The sequence below is a fragment of the Bombilactobacillus sp. ESL1097 genome (genome assembly GCF_058107205.1).
On record NZ_JBYLUB010000002.1, the window covers coordinates 452,876 to 465,968 of the forward strand.

Annotated in this window: 11 protein-coding genes; 9 read left to right on the plus strand and 2 right to left on the minus strand. The window is 40.1% G+C overall.

Annotated features, from left to right (window positions below; translation table 11 throughout):
* Positions 1-2: 2 nt before the first annotated feature.
* The 9 genes from AC3B6D_RS06140 (at position 3) to dcuC (ending at position 11,023) form a co-directional block, all read left to right on the plus strand.
* Positions 3-1,151, plus strand: coding sequence for a CamS family sex pheromone protein (locus tag AC3B6D_RS06140; RefSeq protein WP_489769577.1), 1,149 nt, complete (start codon positions 3-5; stop codon positions 1,149-1,151).
* A 49-nt stretch (positions 1,152-1,200) separates the two neighbouring features.
* Complete coding sequence (gene gatC / locus AC3B6D_RS06145; protein ID WP_489758210.1) at positions 1,201-1,497, plus strand: Asp-tRNA(Asn)/Glu-tRNA(Gln) amidotransferase subunit GatC; 297 nt, start codon at positions 1,201-1,203, stop codon at positions 1,495-1,497.
* Position 1,498: 1 nt separating this feature from the next.
* Positions 1,499-2,941, plus strand: a complete 1,443-nt coding sequence (gene gatA, locus AC3B6D_RS06150) for an Asp-tRNA(Asn)/Glu-tRNA(Gln) amidotransferase subunit GatA (protein WP_489758211.1) — start codon at positions 1,499-1,501, stop codon at positions 2,939-2,941.
* Positions 2,941-4,371, plus strand: a complete 1,431-nt coding sequence (gene gatB, locus AC3B6D_RS06155; RefSeq protein ID WP_489758212.1) for an Asp-tRNA(Asn)/Glu-tRNA(Gln) amidotransferase subunit GatB — start codon at positions 2,941-2,943, stop codon at positions 4,369-4,371. Before gatA ends, gatB begins: the two co-directional genes overlap by 1 nt.
* An 11-nt stretch (positions 4,372-4,382) precedes the next feature.
* Positions 4,383-5,372 carry a diacylglycerol kinase family lipid kinase gene (locus AC3B6D_RS06160; RefSeq protein WP_489758213.1) on the plus strand — a complete coding sequence of 330 codons (990 nt, stop codon included), beginning with the start codon at positions 4,383-4,385 and terminating at the stop codon, positions 5,370-5,372.
* A 97-nt stretch (positions 5,373-5,469) separates the two neighbouring features.
* Entirely contained in the window at positions 5,470-6,828 is a 1,359-nt protein-coding gene (gene rlmD, locus AC3B6D_RS06165; protein ID WP_489758214.1) for a 23S rRNA (uracil(1939)-C(5))-methyltransferase RlmD, read from the plus strand.
* A gap of 41 nt (positions 6,829-6,869) precedes the next feature.
* Positions 6,870-7,511: an SAP domain-containing protein gene (locus tag AC3B6D_RS06170; RefSeq protein WP_489775175.1), complete on the plus strand. Its 642-nt coding sequence runs from the start codon at positions 6,870-6,872 to the stop codon at positions 7,509-7,511.
* Positions 7,512-7,895: 384 nt separating this feature from the next.
* Positions 7,896-9,581: an adenine deaminase C-terminal domain-containing protein gene (locus AC3B6D_RS06175; RefSeq protein ID WP_489775176.1), complete on the plus strand. Its 1,686-nt coding sequence runs from the start codon at positions 7,896-7,898 to the stop codon at positions 9,579-9,581.
* Positions 9,582-9,613: 32 nt separating this feature from the next.
* Positions 9,614-11,023 carry a C4-dicarboxylate transporter DcuC gene (gene dcuC / locus AC3B6D_RS06180; RefSeq protein ID WP_489775177.1) on the plus strand — a complete coding sequence of 470 codons (1,410 nt, stop codon included), beginning with the start codon at positions 9,614-9,616 and terminating at the stop codon, positions 11,021-11,023.
* A gap of 111 nt (positions 11,024-11,134) precedes the next feature.
* On the opposite strand, the gene AC3B6D_RS06185 is transcribed toward dcuC, so the two are convergent.
* Positions 11,135-12,217: a M42 family metallopeptidase gene (locus AC3B6D_RS06185; RefSeq protein ID WP_489775178.1), complete on the minus strand. Its 1,083-nt coding sequence runs from the start codon at positions 12,215-12,217 to the stop codon at positions 11,135-11,137.
* Between the two features lie 15 nt (positions 12,218-12,232).
* Positions 12,233-13,075, minus strand: a complete 843-nt coding sequence (locus tag AC3B6D_RS06190; protein ID WP_489775179.1) for a M55 family metallopeptidase — start codon at positions 13,073-13,075, stop codon at positions 12,233-12,235.
* Positions 13,076-13,093 lie beyond the last annotated feature (18 nt).

The following is a 13,093-nucleotide window of genomic DNA, read 5'->3' on the forward strand; positions in this document are numbered from 1 at the left end:
ATATGCCAAAAAATAAGATTGCGGGGATTATTACTGTCGTTTTGACAACGTTATTATTAGCTGGTTGTGGTAACTTAAATAATTCCACCTTGTCTTCACATAGTAATGAAAAAAGCAGTAAGATGACGACTACTGGGGCTTCGAAAACCGGACAATATAGTACCTTACTGAACAATGGCAAGTATCATACCAGTCCGATTGCCGGTTTAACGGCTGATAGCGATAGTGATAATGATGGTAATCAAGCAGCCTTTGAAAGTGGCCTACTGGATATTTCGAAGAAAGAATTTTCTACTGATCGTTACTCTTTTCAGGAAGGTAAAATTATTTCGGCCAAAACGGCCCAAAATTGGTTAGATCGTAAATCAGCCAAAAATCCGATGGGGTTAAATCCGGAAGATAATGGTTCACTAGAGCCCGATAAGCGCAATCCTATTTACCTGCAGCAATTATTGGAACAGGATTTTTATACACAGAATGATAAAAGTTATACTTTATCCGGTGTGACAATTGGCTTGGCAATGAATGACGTCGATTATTATACTAAGGAAAAGTATGGTGCTCAGTTTGAAACGAAAATTACCCCGGAACAGCGCTTAGCGCAGGGGAAGAAAATGGCCGATGAGATTGTTACGCGCTTACGCCAAAAAGCCAGTTTAAAAAATGTGCCTATTACAGTTGGTTTGTATAAACAAAATGTGAATGACTCGCTAGTCGGAGGGACTTTCTTTAGTTATGGTGTAAGTCAGCCGAAGCAAAAGCAAGTTGCTGACTGGAAAGCTATTAAACAACAAAATCAAGTTTGGCCGGTGGTTAATGATGAATCACCGATTAATAGTAGCGATGCCGATAGCTTCTCTAACTTTAAGAACCATGTGCAAAGTTATTTCCCTAATTTAAGTGGGGTAACTGCGCAGGCTCATTATCAGGATGGTTCCTTACAAGGACTAGCTATTACAATTACGACTCAATTCTACGGTGTGGCACAGATCAATAGTTTCACGCAATTTGTCCAAGATTCAGCTAATCGATATTTACCACAACAACCAGCCGTAGAAATTAAAATTCAAACCGTTCAGGATTTGCAGTCGTTGTTAACAAAAGATTATAATAGTAAACAGTATAGCAGTCATGTTTTGACTTCTTATTAAAGTTAGAGAGCTCATTTATTAAATATTGTGTTTATGAAGGGATGATTTAATGCTTGATAAAGAATTAGTGCGCCATGTGGCTGACTTATCAAAGTTAGAATTTGATGATGCCAGTTTAGAACATTTTACGGTGCAGTTAGACGACATTATTCGAATGGAAGATGAATTAAGTCAAGTGGACACGGCAGGAGTTGCGCCAACGACGCATATTGCACGGCAAGAGAGTACTTTTCGACTTGATGAGCCCCAAGAAGGTCCGGGTCGCGACACACTTTTAAAAAATGTTCCAGAACAAGAGAGTGGCTTTATTAAAGTGCCATCAATGTTAAATCAGGGGGACAAGTAACGTGAATTATTTTGATGAAACAATTGCGACGCTCCATCAAAAACTGGCTACGAAACAAATTAGTAGTCAAGAGTTAGTACAAGCAACTTTAGAAAATATCCAGGCACTGAATCCACAGTTGAATTCCTTTATTACTGTCAATGACGCTGCAGCTCAATTGGCACCAGTAGCGGTGGGTCCTGATGAAACCTTAAAGGGAATTCCGTTGGCCATTAAGGATAATATTTTAACTAAGGGCATGACCACGACTGCTGCTAGTAAAATTTTAAATAATTTTGTGCCAACTTATGATGCCACGGTGACGCAAAAAGCGTTTGAGGCTGGTTTAATTAATATTGGTAAAACCAATATGGATGAATTTGCGATGGGTTCTTCCAGTGAAACATCTTATTTTGGACCCGTTAAAAATGCTTGGAATACGCAAAAGGTTCCCGGCGGTTCTTCTGGTGGTTCGGCCTCGGCAGTGGCTTCAGGTCAAGTTATTGCTGCTTTAGGAACTGATACTGGTGGTTCCGTGCGCCAGCCGGCTTCCTTTAATGGTGTTTTTGGAATTAAACCGACTTATGGTCGCGTTTCGCGTTGGGGCGTGATTGCCTTTAGTTCAAGTTTGGATCAAGTGGGCGTTTTGTCACGCCACGTGGCTGACTCAGCTCAAGTTTTACAAGCGATCAGTGGTTTTGATCAACATGATAATACAAGTACCCAACAACCAGTGCCTGATTGGAACATTCAAGCTGATGTGCGTGGCTTAAAAGTTGCCGTTCCCGAAGAGTTTATGGGTGAAGGTGTCGATGAACAAGTCAAAGCGCAAGTTGAACGGGGCATTCGCATTTTAGAACAAAATGGTGCCACGATTGATACCGTCCAATTACCACATGCGCAATATGCGGTGCAAGTTTATTATATTATTGCATCAAGTGAAGCTTCTTCTAACTTACAACGCTATGATGGCATTCGGTATGGTTATCGAGCACAAGATGTTCATAACCTGGATGATGTTTACGTTAAGTCACGTAGTGAAGGTTTTGGTGATGAAGTTAAGCGCCGGATTATGTTAGGTAGTTTTGCTTTATCAGCTGGGTACTATGATGCTTACTTTAATAAGGCGGCACAGGTGCGGACATTAATTATGGATGATTTTAATAAAGTCTTTCAAGATTATGATTTAATCGTGGGACCGACCGCACCAACAACAGCCTTTGATTTAGGGAGTCGGATTGAAGATCCAGTAGTTATGTACATGAACGATATTTTGACTATTCCGGCCAACTTAGCTGGTTTACCAGCAGCTTCAGTGCCAGTGGGCTTAGCTGAAGGAATGCCAGTGGGCTTACAGATGATTGCCAAGCCTTTTGCAGAACAAACTATTTTTAATGCTGCCCAAGTTGTCGAAGATGAATCAGCATTTTTACAGCAACGTCCACAGTTAGGAGGCAATAATTAATGAATTTTGAAACGACAATTGGCCTAGAAGTGCACGTGGAACTCAAAACAAAATCCAAGATGTTTAGTCCCGCCCCTGTTTCCTATGGTGCTAGTCCCAATACGATGACTAATGTGATTGATTTTGGGATGCCGGGAACCTTGCCGACCGTTAATCAAAATGCTTACCGTCTAGGAGTTATGGTTGCTCTAGCTTTGAATGCGGAAGTTGAACACCATACGCATTTTGATCGGAAGAATTACTTTTATCCAGATAATCCCAAAGCTTATCAAATTACGCAAAAAGAAAAACCGTTGGCTCATGATGGCTGGATTGAAATTGAAGTTAATGGACACAAGAAAAAAATTGGTATTGAAGAAATGCATGTTGAAGAAGATGCTGGTAAAAATACCCATGCGGATGATGGTTACTCGTATGTTGACTTGAATCGGCAAGGTACACCATTAATTGAAATTGTGTCCAAGCCTGATATTGCTTCACCAGAAGAGGCTTATGCTTATTTAGAAAAATTGCGGCAAATTGTCCAATTTACTGGTGCTTCAGATGTCAAAATGGAAGAAGGCTCCATGCGGGTGGATACTAATATTTCTATTCGCCCCATTGGCTCAGATAAATTAGGCCAAAAAGTTGAATTAAAGAACTTAAACTCGTTTAGACATGTGTTAAATGGTTTAGCTTTTGAAACCAAGCGGCAATCCGAGATTTTAATGGCGGGGGGCTCAGTGGCGCAGGAAACGCGGCGTTACGATGAGGCCACAGCTTCAACGATTTTGATGCGGGTCAAGGAAGGCTCCGATGATTATCGTTATTTCCCAGAGCCAGATTTGCCAGATTATCATATTACTAGTGAATGGATTGAACAAATTAAACAAGCCATTCCAGAAATGCCTGATAAAAGACGGCAACGCTATATTGACGAATTGGGAATTCCAGAATACGATGCGGGTGTTCTAACAGATACCAAAGAAATGTCAGATTTCTTTGATCAAACCGTCGCTTTAGGTGCTGATGCCAAGCAAGTTTCTAATTGGTTGATGGTCAATGTCAATGCTTATTTGAACGAAAACGATTTGGATCTGGTGCAAACGAAATTGACGCCGCAAAACTTAGCGACAATGATTAATTTAGTTAAAGATGGCACGATTTCTTCGAAAATTGCGAAGAAAGTTTTTGCAGAAACGATTGCTAACGGAACCGAACCGAAGGCATTCGTTGAGGCTAAAGGAATGGTTCAAGAATCTGATCCTAACGTGTTGACACCAATTATTAATCAAATTTTGGATGATAATGAACAATCAATTATTGATTTTAAAAATGGTAAAGATCGGGCTATCGGCTTTTTAGTTGGTCAGATTATGAAACAAACGCGAGGTAAGGCTAACCCTAAGATGGTGAACCAAATTTTAAATGCAGAAATCAAAAAACGCTAAGAGGTTAATGAATGAAAGCTCGGTTGATTTATAATCCAACCTCGGGAAATGAAACAATTTTAAAAAGTGTTGCGGGCATTTTAAATGTGTTGGAAGAAGCGGGGTATGAAGCGAGTGCTTTTCAAACGACGCCAGAACCGTTATCTGCCCAAAAAGAAGCCCAGCGGGCAGCTTTAGCAGGGTTTGATTTAATTGTGGCTGCTGGGGGCGATGGAACCTTAAACGAAGTGGTGAACGGCATTTCACCATTAGATAAGCGCCCGCCCATGGCAGTGATTCCTGGTGGGACAACGAATGATTATGCGCGGGCTTTGAAAATTCCCCGCAATGATCCCGTAGCTGCGGCCCGCGTCATTTTAAAAAAGCAATTATTGCCAATGGATATTGGCAAAGCAGGCGACCACTATTTTATGAATATTGCTGGTGGAGGCTCCATCTCGGAAGTGACTTATGAAGTACCGTCAGAATATAAGTCCATTTTGGGGTATTTAGCTTACTTAGTTAAAGGCGCTGAGATGTTGCCCCGAATCAAACCAATTAACATGCATATTGAGTATGACGATGGCGTCTATGATGGTGATGTAACACTGTTCTTATCGGGATTGACGAATTCCGTTGGTGGCTTTGAGCAAGTTGCTCCCGATGCAGAATTGGGTGATGGTAAGGCATCTTTGTTAATTGTTAAAGGCGCCAATATTGCCGAAATTCTAGTGTTAATTGCCAAAGCTTTGAATGGCGGTAAGCATATTGATGATCCAAAGATTATTTATACTAAAACCAAAAAGCTTTTTGTTCGCCCCAATGATGATCAGCGGATTATGATTAATTTGGATGGCGAATATGGTGGTGACGCACCGATGGAGATCAAGGTTTTACGGCACCATATTCAAATTTTTGCCGATATTGATGCCATCCCGGATCACTCGTTAAATACAGAAACGCCTGATGAAAAGCAAGCTGAAGAACAGTTTGTTCAAGGTGTTAATTCATTAAAAGAATAACTATTAAAGTTGTCTCGAAGTTGTTAGACTTCAACTCAGCAAATGTTTTTGTTGGGGGAGACAACTTTTTTAGTCAAATTAGGTAAAAGGAAAAATTATGCAAACAACCAATTTAAAAAAGAATCAAGTCGTGACGTTGGAGATTTTAGATTTATCCTATGAAGGCTTAGGCGTGGCTAAAGTTGACGGTTACTCGTTATTTGTGGAAAATGCTTTGCCACAAGAGCAGGTTAAAGCAGTAGTCACGAAGGTAGGTCGCAAGTTTGGTTTTGCTAAAACTTTAGAAGTGTTACAAGCTTCACCAGATCGGGTGAGCCAATATGATCCCAAATATATCCAAACGGGTATTGCACCGCTCATTCATTGGCGTTACGAGCGGCAGTTAGAATTTAAACGGCAACAAGTGGTGAATAATTTTCAAAAGCATCATTTAGACATCGCCGTTCAACCGACCGTGGGGGCGACGCAGCCGCTAGGTTATCGCAATAAGGCACAGATTCCAGTACGGACGCTTCAGGGTCAAGCCACGACCGGTTTCTTTCGCAGTCGCTCCCATGATTTAGTGCCATTAGATGATTATTTGATTCAAGCGCCAGCAATTGATGCGGAAATTAATCAAATTCGGGACTTATTACGACAATTTGGTTTACAAGGCTACGATGAGATACACAATCGTGGTCAAGTGCGCCATATCATGGTGCGGCGCTCTGCAACAACTGGTGAGCTGTTGGTAGTGTTGGTCGTTATGTCTGATGAAATTAAACAGTTGCCACAGTTATGTAAAGCAATTATGCAAAATGCTACTGTTAAGTCTCTGTATTTAAATATCAATGCGAAGAAAACGAACGTGATTTTGGGTTCGAAGTTTGAATTAGTAGCAGGTCAAAGTTATATTACGGATCAAATTTTAGGAAAAGAATTTCGCATTTCGCCGCAATCTTTTTACCAAGTTAATCCGGAGCAAACGCAAAAATTATATCAATTAGCGATTGACGCAGCAGCTTTAACGGGACAAGAAATCGTTGTGGATGCTTATTCTGGGATTGGAACGATTGGTTTGAGTTTAGCCGACAAGGCGCAGCAAGTGATTGGCATTGAAGTAGTCAAACAAGCCGTGCACGATGCGCAAGTTAATGCCGCGATTAATCAAATTGATAATGCCCAATTTATTGTTGGTAAGACAGAAGATGTCTTACAAAAATGGGCACAGGAACAACGCCCAATTGACGTGTTAGTGGTGGACCCACCACGCAAAGGCTTAGATGCTAGCTTAATTGAGAGTATTCACAGCTTAAAACCCCAGCGTATCGTTTATATCAGTTGTAACCCAGCTACGCTGGCTCGCGATGTTGATTTATTACGTACGGATTATCAAGCCAAAACTAGCACTCCAGTCGACATGTTTCCAATGACTAAGCACGTGGAAAGTGTTACCCGGTTAGAGCGAATTAATTAATTGGGTTAGGTTCAAAAGTTCTGTATGAGGAGGAACAATGAATGGATCAACGACCAGAATTTAGTTCCCAGTTAACTAGTACAACTTTTTTGCAATATTATTGGTATAAGCAAGAATTACAATCTTTTTGTCGTCAATATCACTTACCGACTTATGGGACTAAGGCCGAATTAACCCAATATTTAGTCCAATTTTTAGATGGAATACCAGTAGCACTGATTAAACCGCGACGTAAAGTTCAATCTAATAATTTAAAATGGCAAGATTTGCAGCCGACGACTAAATTGTTAGATAGTGGTTTTACCTTGAATAATGAAGCCCGAAAATTTTTTGCGCAGTATTTTGGAGTGGCAAAGTTTTCGTTTAAAAAGGCGATGGCTATTAAGCTGCGTTCTGTTCAGCTTGAGCAGGATCATGAGGCAACGGTTCAAGATTTAATTGATGCTTATCAATCTCCGTCTTGTACGGTTGCTACGGCTGAAGAGCAGACCTATCAATGGAATAACTTTGTAAAAGATTTTTGCCAAGATCCATTAACAAAAGATTACCAGCCTAAAATGAAAGTAGCCGCCATTTTGTGGCAACACGTTAAACAACGGCGGGGTTCTAAAAAATATCGGTCAAAATTATTGGCAGAATTTGCGGCGGAAATTAAGAATTATCAAAAGGCTGGAACAGCATAAAAGAGAAAAAATTGCGCCCTCAAAAATCTTTAACTAGGGTGTAACAGTTACTACGTCGATAAAAAATGTAAAGCAATGACACAAAATTTTGGCGTAAAAACTCTGGATTTATCAAAATAGAACTAATTAATTAAATTTAACAAGTAAATTTAAAGACCAAAGTCAGATAAATAAAGTTTGAGATGGTAGTTAATCTATTTCAAAGTTCATATTTATTTTGATTTGAGGTCTTTTTTGCTTTTATTAGATAAATACGTACTATATAATAGATAATACAATTTATAGTTCTGTATATACGAATTATATTCTGATTTTATACTGATATAGTTCTTGAATTAGTAGTATAATAAGATTGAATTATAAAAAATAAAGGAGATTGTTATCATGACAGTTGTTGATCAGCTTTTTATCAATGCACAGGTTTTTAATGTTTACTTAAAAAAATTTCAAAAAGTCAATATTGCCGTGAAGGACGGGCAAATTTATTGGGTAACGAAGGAACAGCCACAAGCCCAGCAAGTGATTGATTTAAACGATAAATTTGTGATTCCCGGCTTAGTTGATGCACATATGCACATTGAAAGTTCAATGACCACCCCCACGGCTTTTGGCGCCCAAGCCGCCAAATTTGGCACCACGACGATTGTGGCGGACGACCATGAAATTGCTAACGTGGCTGGATTGAGTGGACTGAAAGAGTTTATGGATCAACCGAGCTTAATTGATATCTTTTTTGCTATTCCGTCCTCGGTGCCGTCAACTAATTCCCAGATGGAAACGACGGGAGGAGTCATTGACGAACAAGCAGCCAGTCAATTATTAGATGATCCGCGGGTGGTAGTTCTGGGCGAAGTTATGAACTTTAAAGGCGTAGTGGCGCAACCGGATTCTCTGATTAATAAGTTAATTGCCGTGTGTCGCAAAAAACGACCGACGATGCCGCTGGAAGGACATTGCCCCAAGTACTTAGACGAAGATTTAGCCCGCTTTATTGCCGGTGGGATTACATCGGATCATACTCAGCAGACACCCACGGGGATGTTACAGCGCATTGCTAACGGAATGTTTGTGGAGATTCAGGCCAAGTCGTTGAAGCCGGAGATCATTCAAACGATTATTGATCAGCAACTGTACGAACATGTTTGTTTTGTAACCGATGATGTAATGGCTGATGATTTACGCGAAGGCCATTTAAATAAATTGGTGGCACAAGCAATTAGTTATGGTCTCAGTCCAGAAATGGCTATTTATATGGCAACTTATACACCTGCTCGTCGCATGGGACTATGGGATCGAGGTGCGATTGCCCCGGGCCGGGTGGCCGATTTAATCGTTTTAGACGACTTAGCAACTTTTAAAATTAATTCAGTGTATAAAAATGGTCGCTTGGTTCAAGATATTAAACCCCAACCAGTGCATTTTAGTGAACAATTAAGCCATTCAGTACAAGCTAGTCCCTTAACGGTCAAGGATTTAGATTTAACAGTTGCCCAAGAAAATGGGCAAGTAACGGCCAATGTCATTGCAATTGAACCAACCAGTACCTTTACCAAATGTGAACCCACTACCCTCACAGTCAAAAACCATCACGTACAATGGCAAGCGGCTGGTTTAGCTTTATTAGTAGTCCAAGAGCGTTATGGGCACCATTATCCATTACAATTTGCTCTGATCAAAGGTGCTATTAATCACCCCGGCGCAATTGGAACCACATGGGCACATGATCACCACAATTTATTAGTTTTGGGCACTGATTTAAAAGATATGGTCGTAGCACAAAATCAATTAGTACAACAGCAAGGCGGTTATGTAGTAGCTAAAAATCAGCAGATCATTGCTAACGCGCCACTACCAATTGGTGGGGTGGTATCTAATGCTCCGATTCCAGAACTGGGGCAACAATTAGCGGAGGTGCGTCAAGGAATGCAAAGCTTAGGCTATCATCATTTTAATGAAATTATGTCTTTGTCGACGTTATCGCTCTTGGTTTCACCGGCATTAAAGATTTCTGATCAAGGAATGTTCGATGTTAAATCACAACAACCAGTACCGTTATTTCCAGCTGAATGATTGATATTTAGTTTTTATGGGGGATAGACTTAATGCAAACTATTCTAATCTTGTTAATTAGTTTAATCGCAGTCAGTATTTTAGTTTATATGTTGATTAAGAAGAACGATATTAAAATGACACTATTATTGTTGGGGCTAATTTTGATGTATGTTGCCCTTATATTGGGACAAAAAGTCAAAGTTACTGTGCCAACGGGAAATGTGTGGCTCAATCCGTTTCAATCATTAGCTGATCAATTTAGTAACACTTTGGTGGGTCCAGGATTTGTGATTTTGTTATTGGGTGGCTATAGTTCTTATATGAACCAAATCCAAGCTAATCAAGTAACTGTTGATGCCTTAAGTAAGCCCATTAAAAAGATTAAATCTGTGTATATCTTAGTGCCAATTGTCTTTTTATTAGGCACCCTCATGTCCTTAGTTATTCCCAGTGCTGCTAATTTAGCCATTATTCTGTTAGCAACTTTATATCCAGTTTTAAGAACTGCGGGCATGTCCAGGTTTAGCGCGGCGGCTGTGATTGCTACTTCTGCGACCATTGTCCCCACGCCCTTAGGGGCCGATAATGTGGCTGTAGCAGCTCAGTTGCACTTACCGGTTAGTACCTATGTCTTTAAGTACCATGCTATTATCTCTATTCCGACTATTTTAGCGATGGCAGTCGTGCATTACTTTTGGCAAAAATATCAGGATAAAAAGTATCCAGAAAATTTATCTTATTCAGCGGAATTGGCGCAAAGATCAGACCCCAATCAGGTCAAAGAGGTTCAACAAGTTCCAGATTATTCTGGGGGCTGGCGCTTGATTTATGGAATCTTACCATTATTGCCAATTATTTTATTATTAGTTGTCTTTTTTATCAATTTAGGACTGAAACACCAATTGACTTTAAGTGTTCAGGTCGTCTCAATTATGAGTTTTATAATTGCGGTCTTTGTTGAATTTTGTAAAAAGCGGCAAATAAAAAGTGTGCTCAAGGAAACTAATGCGTTCTTTAATGGGATGGGCAACGTAATGGGTGTGGTAGCTCTGTTAGTATCAGCACAGGTCTTTGTCCAAGGTTTGACTTCTATGGGCTTAATCAATCTGATCCAAACGATGATGCACCATTTAACAGGAGCTGGTTTTATCCTGCCAGTCATTATGGTTATTTTTACAGCAGTAATTGTTTTACTAAGTGGCAGTGGTATGGCCTTAATCTTTGCGATGATTCCCTTAATTGTGCCATTAGCTAAAGCCGCTGGGATTGCGCCAATGGCATTATCGGTACCGATGCAATTAGCAGGCAATTTGTTTCGAGCAGTTTCGCCCGTAGCGGCAGTAGTCTTGATTGTTGCAGGTGAAACTCAGTTGGCACCTTTACAAATTATTAGACGCACTTGGGTACCAATGATTTTTGGTGTAATAATGATGTTGATTTTGTCGTTAATCATCTTGTAAAGCAATAATTGGAACAATTACAAATAAAAAATATCCATTAATTGAAGCTCATTAGTATTAACTAACTCAGAACATTCAATCATGGATATTTTTTTAGAGGTATCTTACAATTTATTCGCCCTTAAAACTGTTAATCGTTGGTTCGTCAATTGATTCAATAATCTTGACGGCTAGTTTAACGGCGTTTTCAAAATCATCAAGATTTGCCCAGTTGAAAGCTGTGTGTTCATAGCGCACTGGAATGCCAATGACAATAGTTGGAGCTCCGCGATAGTATAAAATCGGAGCGCCATTAACACCGCCGCCGGTCCGGACCGAACGAGTATGCGGAATATGATTTTTGGTAGCTAAATCATCAGCGTATTGTTCAAATAATGGATTAGCAATAAAGGATGTATCCATATCACGGAGCATTGGTCCGCGTTTGAGACCAGTTTGCGCTAACCAATCAGGCGTAAAAGTATCATCACATGGACAACCTTCAAAGACAATTGACAAGTCAGGGTCAATGTTACGCACAGTAACTTCAGCTCCGCGCGTTCCAACTTCTTCTTGAGTTGACAAAGCCATGGTTAAATCAACATTTAAATCTTGATCAGCTAAATCAGATAAAGTGGCAACTAAAGCAGCGGCACCAACGCGATTATCAAAGTCTTTGCCGAAGAACATGCGGGTGGTGTCAAAGTATTCGCAATCAGCATCCACCACAATCGGACAACCAGTGTTAATTTTGAAGTCATTAATAGTTTCTTCACGACTAGTGGAACCAACATCAACCGATAAGTCGGCAATTTGGGGCACAGCGTTACGTTCGGCGTCAGTCATAAAATGTGGTGGCTTAGTGGCTACGACACCTTTAATATATTGACCGTCTTGATTGCGAACCCGCACCCGCATGGCTGGAATATTAGTTGGAGCCCAACCGCCTAACGGTACGAATTTAATTAAGCCGTTTGGTCGGATGGCTTGAACAATAAAACCGACCGAATCGGCATGTGCATCCATTTGAATCATTGGGCGTTTGCCAGTATTTTGCTGGCGACTGACGTAACTATTAAACATTCCGTCAATTTTGGTTTGCCCAAAGGGTTTAGTTTGTTCTTGAAAATATTTAGCGACTTCCATTTCAAAACCAGAAGCACCATTTAAATTGGAAAAATGTTTAATTAGTTCAATTTCTTGATTTTCTTTCATTTACACTACTCCTAATTAGTCTTGAGTACCAGCTAACATAACAATGGCAATAATTTCATTTAACAGAGCTTTCATGGATGGGCATTGAACTTCCACTGTGCGCCCATCAACGCGTGTTACATCTTGCATTTGTTCAACGGCATCTGCCTTAGCAGTATTAGCTAATTGAATCTTTAGAGTTAAAGGTGTGCTTAATGGTTGCACAGCAGTATAAGGCGCCGGATTGTCAATTACTTCTTTGGCACCATTGATAATATCAGCTTTAACTTGTTTGCGCGGATAACTCATCGCGGAGAAGCGATTTAAGGATTTTTTTGTAACAACTACTTTAGGAGTTGGACACATTTTTTCGTCAACGAGTTGTTCTTTAAGTGCCGAGTCACCAATGACTAAAGTTACCGGAACACCCAATTCGTTAGCATAAGCGACATTAATAGTCGTTTCGTTTTGATATTGACCATTAATCCAGACATTATAAGCAGAACGGGCACTGTAACTATGATCCATATTGCCGTGTAATTTACCAATACCCGAGTGGTAACCAACAAAGAAAATTTGGTCAAAGGAATCATCCAAGCCACTCATCATATAATCTTCACGCGGATAACCACTAATTAAAGAGATCCGGTCGTCAATATCTGATAAATAGTCATAATCTAAGTTCGTACCTCTGGCGTGCGAATCAGAAATCAAAATTTCATCAATTTGACTGTTGTTCGTTGCTTGTTGAATGCCTTGAAGAGTCCAAGCAACTTGTTCGTTGTAAAGCTTCCGGAACTTGGAAGTATCGTGATCGTCCATGTTCCAATCAGTAATACCTGCTAAACCTTCGACATCAGTAGAAATATAAATTTTCATAATTGAATTTACTCCTAA